This window comes from Actinoplanes campanulatus, assembly GCF_014647795.1.
GTDB lineage: Bacteria > Actinomycetota > Actinomycetes > Mycobacteriales > Micromonosporaceae > Actinoplanes > Actinoplanes campanulatus.
Map to the genome: position 1 here is coordinate 1 of NZ_BMPW01000002.1, position 19,930 is coordinate 19,930.

Sequence of the window (19,930 nt, forward strand, 5' to 3'; positions counted from 1 at the left end):
CGGCTGCGCAGCGACCGGGTCTTCTACGGCCCTACGCCCCCACCCACCGGGACACGCCGCCTTCGACCGGATGCACCAACGCCTGAAACGCCGCGACGCATGGGCCGGGCACCCCGATGAACTACCCGTCGTCGAAGGCACCCTGATCCAGGTGACCATCGAACGGATCCGCGGCATCGACCACCCGAAACCGATGTGGCTATGGGCGTCCGAGACCGGCCTGCACGCCACCAGGAAATCACCCCGTCCCGCCGAGCCACGCGAGGCGCTGCCCACTCCGGGCCGCGGCGCGCCCGCCGGGCCGGAGTGGGTGGTCACCCGCCCGGTACGACCGTCACGCGGTCCGACTCGGTGAGAAGACCGACGAGGTAGTCGACCTCGTCGCCGCCGAGGCTCGTCCGGGCCACCGGGAAGTGGCTCCACTCCAGGCGGAACGGGGTGGTGGCGCCCCACCGGCCGCGGAGACAGTCGTCGACGGCGTCGAGGTTCCAGCCGAAGTACCCGCCGGGGCCGTTGACCGCCTCACCGAGCGCGCAGTAGAAGCCGTTCACGTCGGTGACGTGCCGGCCGTCCAGGTGGTAGACCGCACCCGCGGGCCGGTCGGGGGAGTCGTGCCGATGGCCGGCCAGGGCCAGCCGGAGCCACTCGTGACGCATCGCGGTGTCCAGAGGGTGCCAGGTGCCCGGGGTGCCGGGCCGCCGCTCCAGCCAGCCGTCCCAGAGCGCGCGGGCCCGCGCCGGGATCGGCTCGATCATCCCGCCGTCCAGGTCGACGTCGAACAGCTCCGGGCCGAGCGGGGACGGCCGGACCGCCGTCACGTCCGCGAACACTCCCGGTTCGAGGGTGCCCAGCTCTTGCCCGTCGGCGGCCAGGCCGGAGATGGAGGCGGCGATCCGAAGGCCGCCCGGGCGCCGTGTCGTCAGGCGATCCCGGAACCACGGCTCCGGCCGGAAACCGATCAGGCGCACACTGGGCGGCTCCAGCTCCGGCCGCCGGCGGTAGACGCCCTCGACCGCTCGGCAGCGGGCCAGCGTGGTGTCGTCCGGCAGGCTGAGCCGGAACCCGTCGACGGAGCCGGCCGGCATCTCGGTCTCCGGCCGCAGATGGTGCTCGGCGTGCACCCGCCCGGTCAGCTCGACCCGGCCGTCGGCGGCGCCCACCACTGTCACGTCCCGCAGCCACGTGTCGTGCGGCGGGGCCTCCAGGCACACCTCGCCGAGGCGGCCCCGCAACCCCGGCTCGGGATCGCAGTCCACCAGCGCGAACCGCTCCAGGCCGGGCTCGGGCAGATCGGCGAACAGCCCGTCGATCTCGGCGCACGTCCCGACCGGCCGGGACAGCTCCGCCTCGGGCAGGTCGTCGCTGTACTCGTCGGTCAGCAGCCAGAGCGGGCGCAACGTCAGTCGGCGTCCGGCAGGCCGATGGCGAAGGCGTCCTCGAGGTCGTGCTTCGAGTAGGCGCGGAAGGCCACGAACGTCTCGCTGTTGATCACGCCGGGCGTCTTGGAGATCCGGCCCGCGATCACCTCGGCGATGTCGTCGAAGTGCGGCACCCGGACGATCGCGATCAGATCCACGCCTCCGGCCACGGAGTAGACCTCACTGACCCCGTCCAGTGCGGCCAGCGCCCCGGCCACCTCCGGAATCGAGTCGGTCGCGCAGTCGATGTGGACGATCGCGGTGTTCACCAGCGCACTCCTCGTCTCTGAGGACAAAAGTGGGTCGCGCTCATGCTATGCCCACCCGGCCCCGCCCCGCACACGCCCTCAGACCTGTCCTGCCGATCACGTCGGGCCCGTCCACGGCTCAGGCGTGGACGGTGAGGCCGGCGGCCGTGCGGACGGCGCCGACGAGATGTTCACCGGGGGCGACCTGGGCGCCCGGCCAGAGAACCGAGCGGACCACCGTCCCCTCGACGACCGAGCCGGCGCCGAGCACCGACTCGGTGGCCGCGCCGGTGACCCGGGCCGAGACATCGGCCAGGGTGACGCCGCCGGCCGCGTGCAGGTTGGCGGCCAGATAGTCGGCGGGCGTGCCGGTGTCCAGGTAGAAACCCTGGTAGCCGATCAGCTCCAGCTCGCCGGCCGCCTCGGCGGGGCGCCACACGGTCCGGACGAGGCTGCTGTCCACGTCGGCGAGGTCCTTGGCGTAGCGCCACGGGATGAGCGAGAGACCGGCGAACCGGTGGCCGCTGAAGCCGCCGCTCTCCCCGGGGCGGCACGGCATGGTCAGCATCCGGACCGTCTCGCCGGACCACCCGTCCAGCAGCGCGGCGACGTCCTTACCCGGGTCACGGACCGGATCGTGCAGGTAGGCGTCGGCGTTCCCGGCGAGGACGGCGCGGCCGTCGATCCACGGGCGCAGTCGGCCGATACCACCGGAGGTGCCGATCGGGCCGTCCGGCTCCACCGACAGATGGGCGCGCCGGCCGACATGGGCCACCACCTGCGCCGCCAGGTAGGCGGCGTTCACCGCGACGGTGTCCGGCCCGGACAGGCCGAGCCCGGCGAACCTTCGCAGGGCGTGATCGAGCAGCGGCAGGTTGCCGACCGGGCAGAGCGCCTTGGGCAGCGTCTCGGTGAGCGGGCGCAGGCGCTGCCCCTCGCCGGCCGCCAGCACCACGCCGCACACCGGCACGGGGGTGGAGGAGATCGTCACGTCACTCCCCGGAGGCCGGGGACGGGATGTGGTAGGTGCCGGCCGGGATGGACGGCGGCAGTTCGCCGGCGCGCGGTCCGAGGCCGTAGATGCCGAGCAGCCGGGCGGTGGGCCAGGTCAGGTCCGGCAGGTCGTCGACCGGGAACCAGCGGGCCTCCAGGACCTCGCCACCGTCGACCGCCAGTGGGGTGCTCGACGCCGGCACCGAGCCGAACCAGACGGTGTCGACCACGCCACCGTTCGGGTGGACGATCGCGTTCGGGTTGCCGGGCGTCAGATCACCGGGCTCCACGCGGACCCCCGCCTCTTCGAAAAGCTCGCGGGCGGCACCCACCGCGGGCAGTTCGCGGCGCTTGAGGAGGCCGGCCGGAAGGCCCCAGCCGCGGCCCGGCGGCTGGCGCAGCAGGAGGATGCGCCGGGGACCGTCGGTCTCCGCATCGCTGATGATCGTTACCGCGCCGACCAGGTACTTGGGCGAGACCGTCCGGGCCACATGCCGGCGGACCGGGAGTGGCAGCCCGTAGAAGGCCTGATACGCGAGGCCGCGGATCTGCCGGGGAATGTTCACGGCGTAAGGCTAACGGGGGAGGCTGTGCGGCTCAGTCGGGGTGGTCGACCAGGGCGATGAGCTGCTCGACGACCGCGTCCGGTTCGAGATTGCGCTCGCAGACGGCGACCAGCAGCGTTTCCAGGTCGGGGTAGCCGAGTTCCTCGGCGAGCCGGCGCAGCGGAACCTCGCTGGCCAGGCCCCGGTCGTGCTTGCGGAGGGTGAGCCCGATGGTGGCCCGGCCCAGGCGGACCTTGTCGGCGATGCTGATGCCCGGCTCGTTCTTCTCGTCGAAGAACCGGTTGATCTGCATCTGCGCCTGGCTGGACTTGACGAAACCGAGCCACTCCTTGCGGGGGCCGCGTGGCACGCTGGGCTCGGTCTCGACCTGGCCGTCGGATTCGGAGAAGATCTCGACGACGTCACCGTCGCGGAGGGGGGAGCTGAGGGGGGCGAGACGTCCGTTGATGGTGGCGGCGAGGCACTGGTCGCCCTGTCGGGGGCCCAACTCGTACGCCAGGTCGACCGGGGTGGACTGACTGGGTAACTCGTAGGCGTTGCCGTGAGCGAAGACCGTGATCTGGCCCTCGGCGAGGTCACATCGGAGCGAGTCGAGGAACTGTGTCGCGTCCGTCGTGTCCTGTTGCCAGTCGAGTACTCGTTTCAGCCAGGTCAGCTGATCGGCGCCGGGTGGCTCGTCGGCCACCTTGGGATATCGGTAGCTGGTGGCGACGCCGTACTCCGAGTAGCGGTGCATGGTCTTGGTGCGGATCAGCACCTCGACCAGCTTGCCCTCCGGGCCCACCACGGTGGTGTGCAGGGATCTGTACAGGTTGTTCTTCGGCGAGGCGATGAAGTCCTTGAACCGGCCGGCCACCGGGCGCCAGCGCCCGTGGATGGCGCCGAGAGCGGCGTAGCAGTCGGTGTCCGGGCCGTCCACCACCACCGCGATCCGGGGAAGATCGAGGGGTACGGTGTGCCCGCCCGCGACCGTGTCCTTCCAGATCGAGTAGTAGTGCCGGGGACGCGGGGTCACCTCGGCGGTCACCCGGGAGCGGCGCAGCGCGGACCGGGCGTGGTGCGAGACGTCGGCGAGGTAGTCGTCCCACCCGGGGCGGTTCTTCACGTGCTCGTCGATGCGGGCGAACGCGTCCGGCTCGAGGTGGAAGAGCACCACGTCGTCGAGGTCGCGCTTGAGGGCCTGGATGCCGAGCCGGTCGCAGAGCGGGACGAGCACGTCCAGCGTGGCCGTGGCGATCCGGGCCCGGGAGGCGGTGGAGCGGGCGCCCAGCGTGCGCATGTTGTGCAACCGGTCGGCCAGCTTGATGATCAGGACCCGGACGTCCTTGCCGGCCGCGACGATCATCTTGCGGATCGTCTCGCCCTCGGCGGCCTTCCCGTAATACGCCTTGTCGAACTTGGTCACGCCGTCGACCAGGTGGGCCACCTCGGGGCCGAAGTCGCCCTGGAGCGCCTCCAGCGTGTAGCTGGTGTCCTCCACCGTGTCGTGCAGCAGCGCGGCGACCAGGGTGGTGGTGTCCATGCCGAGCTCGGCGCAGATCTGCGCGACCGCCAGGGGATGCGTGATGTACGGATCGCCGCTCTTGCGGAACTGGCCGCGGTGCATGCTCTCCGCGATCGCGTAGCTGCGGCGCAGCACGGCGACGTCGGCGGAGGAGTGGATGCTGCGGTGCGTGCGGGCCAGTGTCGCGACCGGATCGTCGTCGTCGCCCTGGAAGCTGAACAGTGAGCGCAGCCGCCGCGTGAAGGAGAGGTCCTGGGACGTGGTCGGCAGGGCATGACCGAAGGCGGCGCCGTGGCCGGCGTCGACGTCCACCCGGACACCCCCTCACCGATCGCCCGCGCACCAGCCGATGCGCGGAGTCGCCTCGCGTTTTGCTGCCGCAAGAGAATCATCGGAAGGGTCCGCTCGCCAAGGCGCGGGCCCACAAATGTGACGAACTATTACCGGGATTCTTTGGCTTCAGTTGCGCGTGCCTTACAGCCTATGCGAGCGAGCGTCATCCGAACGGTCACTTACCGATAGGCGAACGGTTGAGTCTTGATGCGATGCGGCGGCTTCAGCCCTGGTGAGAAGGGCGATGAAACGCGCGGCGCCACGAACCGGTGACACCCAGTCGCCCGAGGTTTCCACCAAGCGGGTGTCCGGCCGCTCCAGCCATGCCAGGATCCGCTCGGTCTCCTCGGCCGTCGCGGCCGGCGCCGGGCCCGGGCCGGGCAGCACCGTCTCCGCCGTCAGCCTCGCCGCGTCCAGGGTCGGGCGGGGATGCTCGCGCGGCGGCGAGGTGGCCGCCGCCGCCAGCCGGCCGTGCCGGATCACCGAGATCTCCCAGCCGCCCCGGTCGTCCCGGCGGGCCGCCACGATCTCCTCCAGCCGGGTCAGCGCCGCCAGCCGTTGCATCCGCACCAGGGCCCGGAGCAGGGCGATCAGCCGGGACCGGACGACCGCGGCCTCCTCGAACCGCTCACGGTCGGCGAGCGTGTCGATCCGGGCCAGGATCGCGTCCACCACCGGGCCCGGGTCGCCCGAGGTGGCGGTCCGGAAGGGCAGGGCGGCGCGGGCGTCGTACTCCTCCGGGGTGATTTCGTGCTCGCAGGGCGCCGGGCACCGGCCCAGCTCGGCCAGCGCGCAGGCCGGCGTCTTCGAGCGCAGCGAGAGCTTGTGGTTGCACTGCCGCAGCGGCACCGCGTCGTAGACCCCGGCGGCGGCCAGCTCCGCCGTCCGGCGGGACGAGAACGGGCCCAGATAGGTGGCGCCGTCCTCGGTCAGCTTGCGGACCACGGACAGCCGTGGGTAGGCCTCGGCGGTCAGCTTCAGCCACACCACCCGCTCCGGGAACTTCGACCGGCGGTTGTACGGCGGCGCGTGCGCGGCGATCAACCGCAGCTCACGGACCTCCGCCTCGAGCGGGTGGGCGCACTCCACCGCCTCCACCCGGACCGCCGCGGTGAGCATCTCGGAGATCCGCGCCCGCTTCTCGCCGGCCGTGAAATAGCTGCGCACCCGGGTGGCGATGTCCTTCGACGTGCCCACATAGAGCGGCCGGTCGTCGGCGGCCCGGAACAGGTAGACCCCCGGGACGTGCGGCAGCCCGTCGGCCAGGTGCCGCTGCCGTCGCTGGGCCGGGGTGACCGCCCGGGCGAACTCGACGGCGTCGCCCAGCGTGTGCACCTGGAAGCTGCCCAGCCGCTCGATCAGGCCGTGCAGCACGTCGACCGTGGCCTTCGCGTCGTCCAGCGCACGGTGGTTCGGCTGCACCGTGGACCGGAAGAAGTGGGCCAGCGTGCCCAGCTTGCGGTTGGGCACCTCGTCGCGGGTCAGGGCGCGCCGGGCCAGCGCCGCGGTGTCCAGCACCCGTGGGTTCGGCCAGGGGTAGCCGTGCCGGGCGCAGGCGGCCTTGAGGAAGCCCACGTCGTACGGCGCGTTGTGGGCGACCAGGACCGCCCCGCGCAGGAACTCCAGCAGCGACGGCAGCACCGTCTCGATCGGCGGCGCCGGCCGCAGCATCGCCTCGGTGATGCCGGTCAGGACGGTGATGAACGGCGGCAGTGCCTCACCCGGGTTGACCAGCGTCGCGAACTCGCCCAGGCGCTCGCCGGCACGCACCTTGACCGCGCCGATCTCGGTGATCCCGGCGCCGTCCGGAGCACCGCCGGTGGTCTCCAGGTCGAGCACCACGAAAGTGGTGTCCGCCAGGGACAGCGCCGCCGGATCCACCGACCCGTCCGCGGACAGCAGCGTGTCCAGAGTGCCCTGCACGTACGCCGGTTGTGTCACGGGCCGGAACTTTAAAGCGCGGGTACGACATAAACCGGGGCCGGGGTGAGAAAAGATCACCTGCTCCGCTGGGCCAATAGGTCGTGAGCGGTGTGAGAATGGGTGGATGTCCGTGCTGTTCGACCCCGACGACCGCCCCGAGGAGGAGGCGGCGCCGGAGGCTGCGGACTACGCCCCCGAGCCGGTCCTGCCCGAGGCGGTCCGTCAGCGGATCACCGCCCTGGCCGCCGCCGCACTGCCCGGCCTGCCCCCCGACGAGATGCCGGTGCCGCTGCGCCGGGTGGCCCGCTTCGCGCCCAACCGCAGAGCCCGCCTCGGCGGCCGCGACATCGCCGCCCAACTGGTTTCCGACCCGGTCTTCCGGCAGCGCATCGGCGGCCGCATCATGGCCGAGGCCGGTGATCTCGGCACGGCCGTGACCAGCGGCGTCGCACCGGCGGCGGCCGATCCGGTCGAGGTGGCGGCACTGGCCTACCTGGCCCGTCCCGAGGGCTGGCGGGAGTTGATCGGCGCCGCCGGCGACGCCGTCCGGGCCGAGGCGGACAGCGCCGCGGTGGCCGCCCAGGTGCGTGCCGCCGAGCAGCGCGCCACCCGCGCCGAGCACGACCGGGCGGTCGCCCGGGTCGAGGCCGAGAAGCTGCGCGACGAGCTGGCCCGGGTCCGCGAGGAGCTGAACCAGCTGCGCGAGGAGTCGCGGGCCACGGCCAAGGCGCTGCGGGAGGCGCAGGCCGCGCAGAAGCGCGCCGGCGACCTGCTCGCCACCGAGAAGGGCCGGGCCGCGCGGGTCGCCCTCGACCATGAGGCGGAGCTGCGCCGTCTGCGTTCCCGCCTCGCCGACGCCGAGGCCACCGCGGCCACCGGCAAGCAGGCCGCCAAGGACGCGCGGTCGGTCGACGACGCCCGCCTCTGGCTGCTGCTCGAGACGATCGGCCAGGCCGCCACCGGCCTGCGGCGGGAGCTGGCCCTCGGCCCGGCCGACAAGCTGCCCGCCGACTTCGTGGCCGAGGTCTCCGCCGACCGCCCCGGCGCGCCCGAGCGGTCCCGCGCCCGCGCCCAGGACACCGACGACCCGGGCCGCCTCGACCAGCTGCTCGCCCTGCCCCGGGCGCACCTGGTCGTCGACGGTTACAACGTCACCAAGCGCGGCTTCGCCGACATGTCGCTCGAACAGCAGCGCAAACGCCTGATCACCGGTCTCGGCGGGATAGCCGCGCAGACCGGCGACGAGGTCACCGTCGTCTTCGACGGGGCCGAGCGGGTGCACGGTCTGCCACCCGCGCCGCGCGGTGTGCGGGTGCTCTTCTCCCGCAAGGGCACCACCGCCGACGAGCTGATCCGCCAGCTGGTCCGGGCCGAGCCACCGGGCCGCCCGGTCGTGGTGGTCTCCTCCGACCGGGAGGTGGCCGACGGGGTGCGGCGGCACGGCGCCTACCCGATGGGCGCCGATTCGTTGCTGCGCCGGCTGTCGCGCTCGTAAAACTGTCGTACCCCTCGCTTAGCGTGACTGTCACCGATGGTGGCGGTCCGCTGGCGGACCGTCTCTCCGGATGGAGGGAAGGTCATGATCATCGATTGTGGGCGCTGCGCCGAGCGGACCGTCGACTGCGACGGCTGCCTGGTCAGTGTGCTGATGGACACCCCTGACGGGATCGCCGACCTGACGCCGGGCGAGTTGCGGGCGATCGAGACGTTCGAGCTGGCCGGGTTCGAGGTGGAGTTGTTGCGGACGCCACCTCCGCCCGTCGTGGTGCGGGTGCTCCCGCCCGGCCGTGACGTGGCGTGATCATGACGGGCGGGCGGCCGGATCGTGCCGGCCTCTCTAGGATGGGCGATCACACGGCGCGTTCGTCAGGGTTGAGAGAAGCAGGTGAGCGGTGTGATGACACCCCGGCTCTGGGCGGGCGGCGCCCTGATCGTGCTGCTGGTGGCCCTGATCGGGTTCGTCGCCGTGGCCGTGCCCTGGCACCGTGCTCCGGCCCCGCGCGCCGACCAGCTCGCCGCCCTCGGCCAGTTCCCGGCCGACCAGGTGGCCCGCTCCCGCGCCTTCCACGCCGAGCTGCGCCCGCTGTCGTATGCGGGGATGCTCCTCGGCCTGCTGATCGCCCTCGCCCTCGGCCTCACCCCGCTCGGCGCCCGGCTGGTCGAGCTGGCCGGCCGCCCGTTCGGTGACCACTGGCTGGCCCGGGCCGTCCTCGGCGGGCTCGCCGTGGTGTTCGTCGCCGAGCTGCTCACCCTGCCGCTGGCGATCTGGCGGCACACCGTGGTGGTGCGCTACGGCATCTCCACCCAGACGTGGGGCAGTTGGGCGGTCGACCTGCTCAAGTCGTTCGGGGTGGGCGCGGTCCTCGGTGGGGTGGTGCTGGCCGCCTTCTTCACCGTCACCCACTTCGCACCGCGCTGGTGGTGGGCCTTCGGGGCGGCCGGAGCGGCCGGGCTCGTGGTGCTGCTCTCCTTCGTGCTCCCGGTGGTGGTCGAGCCGATCTTCAACCGGTTCACCCCGATGGCGGACGGCCCGTTGCGGAGCGAGCTGCTCGCCCTCGCCGAGCGCGACGGCGTCCCGGTGAAGGACGTCCTGGTGGCGGATGCCTCCCGCCGCACCCGCGCGGTGAACGCCTACGTCTCCGGGCTCGGCCCGACCCGCCGGATCGTCGTCTACGACACCATGCTGACCGAGGCCACGCCCGGCGAGGTGGTCTCGGTGACCGCGCACGAGCTGGGCCACGCCAAGGACAACGACGTGCTCACCGGCACGATCATGGGCGCGCTCGGGTCCGCCGTCGCGGTGATCGTCCTCTACCTGCTCGGCTCGTGGACCGGGCTGCTGCGCCTGGCCGGGGTGGAGTCGATCGCCGAGCCCCGCGCGATCGGCCTGCTCCTGGCCGTCACCACGGTCGCCGGCCTGGTCGCCGGCCCGGCCCAGTCGTTCGTCTCCCGCCGGGTCGAGGCCCGTGCCGACAGCCACGCGCTCGAGCTGACCGGCGACCCGGCTACCTTCGAGGCGATGCAGCGCCGCCTCGGCACCGTCAACCTCGCCGACCCCGATCCACCGTCCTGGGAGCACGCCATGTTCGCCTCGCACCCGTCCACCGTGCAGCGCATGGCCGCCGCCCGCGCCTGGGCCCAGGGCGCCCGCTGATGCGCACGCTCCTGGTCACCAACGACTTCCCGCCCCGGCCCGGCGGGATCCAGCAGTTCGTGCACAACCTGGCGGTCCGGCAGCCGGCCGGGTCGATCGTGGTCTACTCGTCCACCTGGCGCGGGGCCGCGGCGTTCGACGCCGAGCAGCCGTTCGAGGTGGTCCGCGAGGACACCGGCATCCTGCTGCCCACCCCGTCGGTGGCCCGCCGGGCGGCCGCGCTGGCCCGCGCGCACGGCTGCGACCGCGTCCTGTTCGGGGCGGCCGCGCCGCTCGGCCTGCTCGCCCACGGCCTGCGCCGCGACGCGGGCGTCGAGCGGGCGGTCGGCATCACCCACGGGCACGAGATCGGCTGGGCGGCCCTGCCCGGCGCCCGTGGCCTGCTGCGCCGCATCGCCCGGGGCAACGACGTGATCACCTACCTGGGGGAGTACCAGCGCACCCGCCTCGACCGGGCCCTGCACGGCCGCACCGAGCTGCGGCGCCTCGCCCCCGGTGTGGACGTGGAGAAGTTCCATCCCGGTGTGGACGGCGAGGCCGTCCGCAGGCGGCACGGGCTGACCGGCCGCCCGGTGGTGGTCTGCGTCTCCCGGCTCGTCCCGCGCAAGGGCCAGGACATGCTGATCCGCGCCCTCCCGGAGATCCGCCGCCGCGTGCCGGGCGCCGCGCTGCTGCTGGTCAGCGGTGGTCCGTACCGCAAGACGCTGGAGCGGTTGGCCCGGGAGAACGACGTCGAGGCCGACGTGGTGTTCACCGGCTCGGTCCCGTGGGCCGAGCTGCCCGACCACTACGCGGCCGGCGACGTCTACGCCATGCCCTGCCGGACCCGCGCCGCCGGTCTCGACGTGGAGGGCCTCGGCATCGTCTACCTGGAGGCCTCCGCCACCGGACTGCCGGTCGTCGGCGGCGACTCCGGCGGCGCCCCCGACGCGGTCCGCGAGGGCGAGACCGGCTACGTGGTCGGCGGCACCGACGTCCCGGCCATCGCGGCCCGGGTCGCCGAGCTGCTCGGCGACCCGGTGCGGGCGAAGGCGATGGGCGAGGCCGGCCGGGCCTGGGTGGAGCGCGAGTGGCGCTGGGAGAAGCAGGCCGCCCGCCTCACCGGCCTGCTCGCCGGAGCCTGACTACTGCCAGCCCGCCTCGTTGCTGTAGGACTCTCGGCTGATCCCGGAGCCCGTCTCCGGGTCGCCGCCGAACCGTTCCCGGTGCAGGTGGGCGAAGAACCAGCCCATCCCCTCGCACCAGGCGTCCTCGATGGCCAGCCTCGGTTCCGCCTGGACCGCCTGGTAGAACTCCTGGCCGGCGGCCACGATGTAGCCGCGGGCGTGGAGGAAGCCCTCCTCGGTGGCGGGGGTCGCGTCGTAGACGTCGCGCCGGTCGAGATCGTAGAGCTTGCGCTCCAGAACACGATCCAGCCCGGTCAGCTCGCCGCTGCCGAGGCCGTCGCTGAGCCCGCGCAGACGCTCCAGGAACGGATCCATCCAAGGATCGAGATCATAGAGCCATTCCGGGTACGCGCCGGGCGCGCGCTGGATCAGCCGCTGCCGGACGGCGGCCGGTTCGTCGCCGAGTTCCGCCCAGGCGGCTTCGAGGAGAGCCCAGAACCGGGCCTCGTCGGCGGGCGAGGGCAGGACCGCCCCCGAGGTGTCGGTGGTCATGGCCGGCAACGTACCAACACCCGCGACCGTCCATCACGGACCGCGACCGCGTGAGTGAATGCGGAATCCCGGACAAGCCGGTGGACGCCTCCCGGCCGTACGGCGTAGGAACGAGGTGGAGTCCTACCTCGATGGAGGTCATCGATGCCGGACGGCGCCGCTGCACCGGAATCCACCCCCACCGGCGAGACCACCCCGGACGAGCACTCCACGGAGACGGTGTTCACCCCACCGGACGACGGGGAGCTGGAGCTGCCCTACTGGCTGACCAGCACCGAGGAGGCCGCCAACACCACGTTCCTGCAGATGGTGCGGCGGCTGCCGAGACTGCTGAGGGAGGCGTGGCTGCTCGGCTGGCGGGCCAGCCGCCGGACCACCGTCGCGGTGCTGACCCTGCAACTGGCCGCCGGGCTGGCCGCCGCCTTCGGGCTGATCAGCGTGGTCGGGGTGCTGGACGGGCTGCTCCAGACTGGACCGACGCCGGAGCGGGTGCGGGCCGCCGTACCCTCGCTGCTGCTCTTGATCTTGGCGTTGGCCGTGCGTGGCGTGCTCACCTCGGCCGCGACGGCGGCGCACGGACGGCTCTCCCCGATGGTGTACGAGGCCGCCGAGATGCGGCTGCTCGATCTGACCACCCGCGTCGACCTGGTCACCTTCGACGACCCGGAATGGCGCGACGCCATGGAACGGGCCCGGGATCGGGGGATCTTCGCGGCCCAGCAGGTCGTCGATCACGGCATCGAGGTACTCACCCACCTCGTCGGGCTGGTCGCGGCCGCGGGCGTGCTGGCCGTGCTGCACCCGGCGCTGCTGCCGATGCTGGTGCTGGCGGTGGTGCCGACGGCCTGGGCGGCGGTACGCGCGGCCCGGCTCGGCTACCGCAGCAAGCTGCGGTTGATCGCGGTCTGGCGGCGTCAGCGGATGCTCGCCTACCTGCTGGCGGCGCGCGAGCCGGCCGCCGAGTTGCGGGCCTTCACGATCCGGCGGTTCCTGCTCACCGAGGTGGGCCGGCTGCTGCGGGTCTCCACGCTGGAGGAGATCCGGGTGATCACCCGGGTGGTCCGGACCAACCTGGTGGGGCAGACGCTGAGCGGTCTGGTGACCGGGGCGGCGTACGCGATGCTCTGCTGGCTGCTCTGGACCGGCCGGATGGAGCTGGCCGCCGGGGGCGCGGCCGCCTACGCCATCAACATCGGCATCGACAAGCTGCGTGAGCTGGCTTTCACCGCCAACCGGGTGTACGAGCAGGGCCTGTATTTCGCCGACTTCCAGGGCTTCTGCGAGATGTCGCTGGCGCACGCCGAACCGGAGCCGGGCCGGCGCGCGCCGCGGGACTTCCAGGAGATCCGGCTGGACCGGGTGACGTTCAGCTATCCGGACGCCGACCGGCCCGCGGTCAAGGAGGTCAGCATGGCGCTGCGGCGAGGGCAGATCATCGCGCTGGTGGGGGAGAACGGCTCGGGCAAGTCGACGCTGGCCGCCGTCCTGGCCGGGCTGCACCGGCCGCAGCACGGCACGGTCACCTGGGACGGGGTCGACGTGGCGCGGATGGATCCGGATTCGGTACGCGACCGGGTCGCCGTGGTGATGCAGGAGCCGATCCGGTGGCCGCTGTCGGCGCGGCTCAACATCGCGATCGGGCGGCACGACCGGCCGGCGACCCTCGACCACGTGCAGGCGTCGGCGCGGGCCGGGGACGCGCACGAGTTCGTGATGGAACTGCCCCGGGAGTACGAGACCCTGCTGTCCCGGCACTTCACCGACGGCGCCGACCTGTCCGGCGGGCAGTGGCAGCGGCTCGCCGTGAGCCGGGCCTTCCACCGGGACGCGCCGCTGCTGATCTGCGACGAGCCGACCGCCAACCTGGACGCGCGGGCCGAGCACGAGGTCTACCGGCGGCTGCGGGACCTGGCCGAGGGGCGGACCGTGGTGCTGATCACCCACCGGATGGCGAGTGTCCGGGAGGCGGACCGGATCTACGTGCTGGATCACGGGGTGGTCGTCGAGGAGGGTGACCATGAGGAGCTGATCGCGGCGGACGGGCTGTATGCGCAGTTGTTCACGTTGCAGGCCAGCGCCTACCAATCCGCGTGACCCGGGCCACCTCCATCGGCCGCCGCGTTCTCCGCAACCCATTCCGCCGTCGCACCGCCTTCCGGGGGTCCGCCGCCGGCGCGGGAGGATGGGGTCATGAGCGACTCCGGCGTGCGGATCGACCCGGCCCTGTTGCGGCGTCTCGGGGTGGGGCCGGCGTCTGCCACGCTGCTCCAGTTCTCCACCGCGTTCTGCGCGCCGTGCCGGGCGGTGCGCCGGGTGAGCGCCGAGGTCGCCGCCCTTCTCCCGGCGGTGCGCCACGTCGAGGTGGATGCCGAGAGCCATCTCGATGAGGTTCGGGAGCTGGGCATCTGGCGTACCCCGACGTTGTTGATCCTGGATGCCGAGGGGCGTGAGGTCCGGCGGGCGGCCGGCGTCCCGACGAAGCCGCATCTGATCGCGGCGCTCGCCGAGCTGCTTCCCGCCCAGCCCTGAACGAAGTCGCCCAGCCCTGAGCGAAGTCGGTCAGGTCGCCGGGACGAGGGGTTTCGGAGCGTGATCGGCTTCCGGGGCGGGCACGCCGGTGCGGATCAGGCGACGGCAGCCGGGGGCCAGCAGCATCGAGGCGCTCGCCGCGAACAGGACGACGGCGCACACCGTCAGCACGCGGTCGGTGCCGAACCGGCCGGCCAGCGGCCCGGCCAGGGCGTTGCCCACCGGCATGGCCAGGAACGAGGTCAGGTAGTCCCAGGAGCTGACCCGGCCGAGCGCGCTGTGCGGCACGTTCTCCTGGAGTGAGGTGTCCCAGGCGACGTCGTAGAAGAGCAGCCCGGCGTATCCGATCACGGCGCCGATCATGACGGCGGCCAGCGTGCCGGGCCAGACGTAGGCGAAGGCCCAGACCGACATCAGCGGCAGGGCCAGGAGCCCGGCGAAGAGCAGGCGCCGGGGCCGGAACCGCATGCCGACCGCGGAGCCGATCACCCCGCCCAGGCCCTGGGCCGCGGCGATCCAGCCGATCGCGTGCGCCCCGCCGAGCCGCTGCATCGCGACCATCTGCACCAGGACGAGGATGACGCCGTTGCCGATGTGGTAGACGCTCGCGCCGATCAGGTTGGTGAGCAGCCAGTCCCGGCTGCGGATCTCCTGCCATCCGGCGGACAGTTCCCGGCGGACCGACGAGCGGGGGCCGCGCGGAGCCCGTACCCGGATCAGGGCGGCCGCGACCATCGAGGCGAGGAAGCTGACCGCGTTGATCGTGAAACCGGCCGGCGCGCCGAAGGCGGCGACGGTGACGCCGGCGGTGACCGGACCGGCCACGCCGCACGCCGACTGGAGGAGGCTGAGCGTGGCGTTGGCCTTCTGCCGGTCCTCGGCCGGCACGAGCAGGGGTTTGAGCGCGCTCATCGCCGGGCTGAAGAAGCTGCCGGCGCCGGCCGACACGACGGTGAGGGCGCAGAGCAGGGCCAGGTGGTAGCCGCCGGTGGCGAACATCCCGGCGATCGCGGCGGTGGCGCCGAACCGGATCAGGTCGGAGCCGACCATGACGTGCTGCGGCTGGAGCCGGTCGGCCCAGACCCCGCCGAACAGCGTGCCGGTCAGCAGGGTGAGCACGTTGACGGCCATGACCAGGCCGAGGTCGCCGGCGCCGCCGCCGGTGGTGAAGATCGCGACGGCGAGGGCGACGGTCTGGAACGCGTTGCCCAGCCAGGAGAGGCCCTGGCCGGTGGCGAGCAGCCGGAAGTCACGGGTCATGCCGCGAGACAGTAGTTCACCGTTTAACTATCAGCAATCGAATAATCAGATTCGTGGCAGACTTCGCACATGGAAGACAGCGTCGATCAGCACGTCGCCCGGTGGGCGGGGTTCTGGAAGAACGAGCCGGAGTTCGCCCCCGAGGTCGAGGGGGCCCTGGTTCGCATGAAGTACATCCAGCGCTGGATCGACCGGGCCGACCTGGCGATCTTCAACGACGGCTTCACCGTGCAGGACTACAAGACGCTGCACGTCCTGATGGTGCAGCCGTGGCCCACCGAGGCGACCCCGGCGCAGCTGGCCGAGGCGCTGAACGTGACACGGGCCGCGGTGACCAGCCGGCTCGACCGGCTGGACGAGGCGGGGCTGATCACGCGGCAGATCGACGGTGCCGACCGGCGGCGGGTGATCGTCCGCCCCACGCAGAAGGGCCGGGAGATGTGGAACAAATACATCTTCAAGGGCATGGCGGTCGATCAGCGGGCCCTCGCGGCGCTTCGCCACGAGGAGCTGGTCCAGCTCAACGGCCTGCTGCGGAAAGTCCTACTTTCCCTGGAGGGATAACGTGCGGCTTATTTGTTGATTCGGCGCTTCGATACCAGAAACGCCGAATCCGTCCGAAACGTCTAGAACTTCGGGGCGTCGGGCGCCTCGAGGAGGCCCAGGCGCAGCGCGGTCATGAGCGCCTGCGCCCGGTTCGCCGCGCCCAGCTTCTCGTAGAGCTTCGAGATGTGGGTCTTCGCGGTCGACTCCGACACGAACAGTTGCTTGGCGATCCCCGCCACGCTCATGCCGTCGGCGAGCAGCCGCAGCACCTGACCCTCACGTGGGGACAGCTGCGGGCCGGACGGCGCGAGCCGCCGCTTCATGGCCTCGGCCAGATCGGCCGCGGTGAACGCGCTGGGCGCCGACGCGGCGTGCCGGGCGGCGGCCACCACCTCGTCCGCCGGGGCGGTCTTGGGCACGAACGCGCTGGCCCCGGCCTCGAGAGCGCCGAAGAGCTGGTCATCGCCCGCATACATGGTGAGGACGACGATGCCCATGTTCGCGTTGTTCTTCCGCAGGGCTCGGGTGGCCTCCAGGCCACTGCCGTCGGGCAGGCGGAGGTCCATGATCACGACATCGGGCTGGAGTGCGCCGGCCTGGCGCACCGCCTCCGCCGCCGTGGCGGCCTCGCCGACGACCTCGAACTGGCGGTCGCGCTCGAATGCGTGTCGCAGCCCCTTACGAATCAGGTCGTGATCGTCGACAAGGAGGACCTTGGTGCGCGTCGTCGGCGCCGGACTGGTCGACATGCTCGGGTTACTCCCCTTCTGGAGCTGAAACGCTATCCCGCACGCTATCGCGCCGAGGCGGGGTTCCGAGCACTACGGCGACGGTTGTCCCGCTGGGGTGTCGCGGCGTGATCTTGAGACGTCCTCGGATACGTTCGGCGCGCTCGGCCATGATGGTAAGGCCGTAACGGCCGTCCGGGCGGGTGTCCGCGAACCCCTTGCCATCATCGGACACTTCGATCTCAGCGTAGGGCGGGTCGACCGTGCACGTGACCCAGAGGTTCGAAGCGCCCGCGTGCTTGCGGGCGTTGGTGATCGCCTCCTGGGCGATGCGCAGCAATTCCGCCTCGGTGGCGGCCGGCAGCCGGGCCGTCGACTCGTCGAAGGTGAAGTGCACCCGCAGGCCGGCGCTGGTGCCGAGCGTCCGCGCATACTCCGCGATGGCCGCGGCCAGCCCGCCATTGCGGTCGACCTCGGAGCGCAGCTCGAACAGGCTCAGCCGCAGCTCGGTGATCACCCGGGTCACCTCGGCCCGCAGCACGCGCAGCTCCTCGGCGGTCTCCTCGGCGCCCTCCGGCAGGGTGGCCTGGGCGTTGTCGATGCCGTAGCCGACCATCACCAGTTCCTGCGCCACCCCGTCGTGGATCTCGCGGGCCAGCCGCTGCCGCTCCTCGTTGGTGGCCAGCGAGCGCACGTCGTCGAAGAGCAGAGCGGCCTCCAGCCGCAGCGAGGCCGGGCCGGTCACCTCGGTCACCGCCTGGATCACCGAGGACGGGTACGCCCCGGAGGCGTCCGTCTCCAGAATGACCAGTCCGATCGTCCGGACCCCGGCGACCAGCGGCACCACCAGCGACGACACGTCACCGCCCGGGTGGCTGCGCGCCTGCGAGCGGCTGGCCGGCTGCGGCTGCTGGGTGGCCCAGGCGTCGGCGATGGCCGAGTCCGCGTCGAGGGTGGTCTCCCAGTCCACCCGCTCGGCGCCGGTCTGCGCCAGCACCACGAGCCGGCCGCCACCGCTCGCCGACAGCACCGCCGCCCGGTGGCCGGGCGCCACCGCGCGCAGCTCCTCCAGCAGGTGCTCGGAGATGCCGCCCGGGTCCAGCGTGGCGCCCGGCAGTGGCCGGGCCACGCTGCGCAGCTGGGTGAGCAGGCGGGTCGCCTCGGCGTACGGCTGCGGCGTCGGCTCGGGGGGCTGGAGCAGCTGGCGCATCGTCTCGGCGGCGAACGTGATGATCGCGCCGAGCACCAGCCACTGCCCGCAGGCGGCCAGATAGCCCGGCTGGCGCAGCGGGTCGCCCGGCTCGGCCAGCACGCCGCCCACCACCATGGTGGCCGCGGCCACGGCGAGCAGCGTGATCCCCTCGGCCGGGCGGCGGCGCAGAGCCGCGGTCAGCAGCGGGACCGCCAGGTACGGCAGCACGGCCTCGGCGCCGAACCCGGCGTCGACCCGGTCGGCGGCGTGCGCGGCGGCCGCGATCCAGCCGGCCGCCAGACAGGTCACCACCACCTCGGCGAGGCGGCCCAGCGGGGCCAGCACGGCGTGCCCCCGGGCCACGAAGCTGGGCACCGCCGCGATCGCCAGCAGGCCGATCCACCCGAGCTGGGCCGGATCGCCGGTGGCGGTCAGGGTGAGCGCGGCGACCAGCAGGAGCATGACGACGCGGGCGGCGGCTTCGGCCGGGCGGATGCGCGCGGGACCACTGACGAGGGCTGGCACGTCACGGATGGTATCGGCCCGGTCCGGCATCGGCTCGTCAGCACGATGCCCCGGTGGCGCGCCGAGGCCCTCGCAACGGGTAGCCTCCCTGCATGGCGGACACCTCGACACAGTCGATTCAGGTCCATGCGCCCCTGGCCCGGGTGGCCGCGGTGATCTGCGACTTCCCTCGGTATCCGGAATGGGCCGAGTCGATCAAGAAGGTGGAGGTTCTCGAGGAGTACGAGGACGGCTACGCGGCGCAGGTGGGCTTCCAGATCGACGCCACCGTCCTGGTCGACGAGTACACGCTGGAGTACGCGTACGCCGACGACCTCTCCCGGATCGAGTGGCACCTGGTCGAGCCGTCGAAGACCCAGCGTTCCCAGGACGGGTCGTACGACCTGGTGGAGAACGCGGACGGCAGCACTACCGTGACGTACACCCTTGCGGTGGATCTCGCGATCGGCATGCTCGGGATGTTCCGCCGGAAGGCGGAGAAAATGATCATGGATACGGCGCTGAAGGAGCTCAAGCGCCGTGTCGAGAGCCTGCCCGCGACCTGAGCGCGGGCCGAGGGGAGCAGGGATGCCCGGGTCAGCGCGGGAAGAGGCCGAACGGCTGGTCGCGGCGATCCTCGCCCGGGCCTCGGCTTCGTCGGCGGGCGGCCACCCGTCCGGGGACGGTTTCGGCCTCCTGGGTGACTCCGTCGCGGGCCTGATCGGCGTGCTGTCCCGCGACGACCTGGCCACCGGCAGCGCCGAGTGCTGCGTCTGCCCGGTCTGCCGGGCGATCACGGCCGTGCGTGACCCGAACCCGGAGACCGCCGCGCGGATCGCCGCCAGCGCCGGTGACATCGCCAGCGGCGTGGCCGGCCTGATGCGCGCGTTCTCCTCGCTGGCCGCCGAGCCGCCCCGCCCGCCGGCGCCACGCGCCAAGCCGGCGCCCGACCCGGACCGGGCCTGGGCCGCGGCCACCCGGGCGGGGGACGCTGCGGAGCCGCCCGCGCCGGACACGGCGGGCGACCCGTGGGGCGCGGCCAGCGCGGCCGACGCCCGGGAGGCGGCCGCGCAGGCCGCCGCGGCGGCCCGGGCCCGTGCCGCGGCCGCCGAGCGGGCGGTGGCGGCGGCGGTCGAGCGGGCCGCGGCGGCCCGTGCCGCGGGCCCACCTCGTTCGGGCGGGGTGACGGGAGACGTCTGGGCGATGGCGACAGCCGATTCGTCCGGGACAGTGGTCATGGACGCCACGGAGGCGGCCGCGGACGACGCGGCCGAGCACCGTAGCGTGGATCATGACCTGGGCGCTTCGGCGCCCGAGGACCACGGCACGGAGCCGGGCGACGGCGCCCGCTCCGGCGGCGTGGTGTGAACAGTT

Annotated in this window: 19 protein-coding genes and 1 pseudogene; 10 read left to right on the forward strand and 10 right to left on the reverse strand. The window is 72.8% G+C overall.

Translation table 11 applies throughout. The features are described 5' to 3' along the window. Positions 1-355, forward strand: a pseudogene (locus tag IEZ13_RS46295) (hypothetical protein); the annotation flags it as partial. On the opposite strand, the gene IEZ13_RS04850 reads toward IEZ13_RS46295, so the two are convergent. The 6 genes from IEZ13_RS04850 to IEZ13_RS04875 form a co-directional block, all read right to left on the reverse strand. After that, positions 315-1,397 carry a barstar family protein gene (locus IEZ13_RS04850; RefSeq protein ID WP_183217261.1) on the reverse strand — a complete coding sequence of 361 codons (1,083 nt, stop codon included), beginning with the start codon at positions 1,395-1,397 and terminating at the stop codon, positions 315-317. The pseudogene IEZ13_RS46295 and the gene IEZ13_RS04850 sit on opposite strands and share 41 nt — an antisense overlap. 2 nt (positions 1,398-1,399) lie before the next feature. After that, on the reverse strand, positions 1,400-1,687 hold the full coding sequence (locus IEZ13_RS04855) for an Lrp/AsnC family transcriptional regulator (protein WP_183217263.1): 288 nt from the start codon (positions 1,685-1,687) through the stop codon (positions 1,400-1,402). Positions 1,688-1,805: 118 nt separating this feature from the next. Next, complete coding sequence (locus IEZ13_RS04860; protein WP_229794463.1) at positions 1,806-2,657, reverse strand: sugar phosphate nucleotidyltransferase; 852 nt, start codon at positions 2,655-2,657, stop codon at positions 1,806-1,808. 1 nt (position 2,658) lies between these two features. After that, positions 2,659-3,225, reverse strand: coding sequence for an NUDIX domain-containing protein (locus IEZ13_RS04865; RefSeq protein WP_183217265.1), 567 nt, complete (start codon positions 3,223-3,225; stop codon positions 2,659-2,661). 31 nt (positions 3,226-3,256) lie between these two features. Further along, a complete protein-coding gene (locus IEZ13_RS04870; protein ID WP_183217267.1) occupies positions 3,257-5,041 on the reverse strand; it encodes a RelA/SpoT family protein in 1,785 nt (594 codons plus the stop codon). 162 nt (positions 5,042-5,203) lie between these two features. Further along, positions 5,204-7,003 (reverse strand): DEDD exonuclease domain-containing protein, encoded by a 1,800-nt coding sequence (locus tag IEZ13_RS04875; RefSeq protein WP_183217269.1) that lies wholly within the window; start codon positions 7,001-7,003, stop codon positions 5,204-5,206. 106 nt (positions 7,004-7,109) lie between these two features. Here IEZ13_RS04875 and IEZ13_RS04880 point away from each other — a divergent pair, with 106 nt between their 5' ends. The 4 genes from IEZ13_RS04880 (at position 7,110) to IEZ13_RS04895 (ending at position 11,263) form a co-directional block, all read left to right on the forward strand. Next, complete coding sequence (locus tag IEZ13_RS04880) at positions 7,110-8,480, forward strand: NYN domain-containing protein (RefSeq protein ID WP_183217271.1); 1,371 nt, start codon at positions 7,110-7,112, stop codon at positions 8,478-8,480. A gap of 84 nt (positions 8,481-8,564) precedes the next feature. Next, the gene (locus IEZ13_RS04885) at positions 8,565-8,786 is read left to right on the forward strand and encodes a hypothetical protein (RefSeq protein ID WP_183217273.1); all 222 of its coding nucleotides are present in this window, start codon (positions 8,565-8,567) and stop codon (positions 8,784-8,786) included. 96 nt (positions 8,787-8,882) lie between these two features. Next, the gene (locus tag IEZ13_RS04890; protein ID WP_183217275.1) at positions 8,883-10,139 is read left to right on the forward strand and encodes a M48 family metallopeptidase; all 1,257 of its coding nucleotides are present in this window, start codon (positions 8,883-8,885) and stop codon (positions 10,137-10,139) included. After that, positions 10,139-11,263, forward strand: a complete 1,125-nt coding sequence (locus tag IEZ13_RS04895) for a glycosyltransferase family 4 protein (RefSeq protein WP_275408353.1) — start codon at positions 10,139-10,141, stop codon at positions 11,261-11,263. Before IEZ13_RS04890 ends, IEZ13_RS04895 begins: the two co-directional genes overlap by 1 nt. Here IEZ13_RS04895 and IEZ13_RS04900 read toward each other — a convergent pair whose 3' ends face one another. Then, complete coding sequence (locus IEZ13_RS04900) at positions 11,264-11,797, reverse strand: DUF4240 domain-containing protein (RefSeq protein ID WP_183217276.1); 534 nt, start codon at positions 11,795-11,797, stop codon at positions 11,264-11,266. It lies immediately after the preceding gene. Between the two features lie 144 nt (positions 11,798-11,941). Here IEZ13_RS04900 and IEZ13_RS04905 point away from each other — a divergent pair, with 144 nt between their 5' ends. Next, positions 11,942-13,891 carry an ABC transporter ATP-binding protein gene (locus IEZ13_RS04905; protein WP_183217277.1) on the forward strand — a complete coding sequence of 650 codons (1,950 nt, stop codon included), beginning with the start codon at positions 11,942-11,944 and terminating at the stop codon, positions 13,889-13,891. 96 nt (positions 13,892-13,987) lie between these two features. Further along, positions 13,988-14,326: a TlpA family protein disulfide reductase gene (locus IEZ13_RS04910; RefSeq protein ID WP_183217278.1), complete on the forward strand. Its 339-nt coding sequence runs from the start codon at positions 13,988-13,990 to the stop codon at positions 14,324-14,326. A 30-nt stretch (positions 14,327-14,356) separates the two neighbouring features. On the opposite strand, the gene IEZ13_RS04915 is transcribed toward IEZ13_RS04910, so the two are convergent. Further along, positions 14,357-15,586 (reverse strand): MFS transporter, encoded by a 1,230-nt coding sequence (locus IEZ13_RS04915; protein ID WP_183217279.1) that lies wholly within the window; start codon positions 15,584-15,586, stop codon positions 14,357-14,359. Positions 15,587-15,655: 69 nt separating this feature from the next. Between IEZ13_RS04915 and IEZ13_RS04920 the strand changes: the two genes are divergently transcribed. After that, complete coding sequence (locus IEZ13_RS04920; protein ID WP_183217280.1) at positions 15,656-16,150, forward strand: MarR family winged helix-turn-helix transcriptional regulator; 495 nt, start codon at positions 15,656-15,658, stop codon at positions 16,148-16,150. Positions 16,151-16,212: 62 nt separating this feature from the next. Here the strand turns inward: IEZ13_RS04920 and IEZ13_RS04925 are convergent, their stop codons facing one another. Both IEZ13_RS04925 and IEZ13_RS04930 read right to left on the reverse strand, forming a co-directional pair. Further along, positions 16,213-16,881 (reverse strand): response regulator transcription factor, encoded by a 669-nt coding sequence (locus IEZ13_RS04925; protein WP_014688640.1) that lies wholly within the window; start codon positions 16,879-16,881, stop codon positions 16,213-16,215. Between the two features lie 7 nt (positions 16,882-16,888). Then, complete coding sequence (locus IEZ13_RS04930) at positions 16,889-18,577, reverse strand: GAF domain-containing sensor histidine kinase (RefSeq protein WP_373292969.1); 1,689 nt, start codon at positions 18,575-18,577, stop codon at positions 16,889-16,891. 92 nt (positions 18,578-18,669) lie between these two features. On the opposite strand from IEZ13_RS04930, the gene IEZ13_RS04935 reads away from it, so the two are divergent. After that, a complete protein-coding gene (locus tag IEZ13_RS04935) occupies positions 18,670-19,122 on the forward strand; it encodes an SRPBCC family protein (protein WP_183217281.1) in 453 nt (150 codons plus the stop codon). Between the two features lie 22 nt (positions 19,123-19,144). Beyond that, positions 19,145-19,924, forward strand: coding sequence for a hypothetical protein (locus IEZ13_RS04940; RefSeq protein ID WP_183217283.1), 780 nt, complete (start codon positions 19,145-19,147; stop codon positions 19,922-19,924). Positions 19,925-19,930 lie beyond the last annotated feature (6 nt).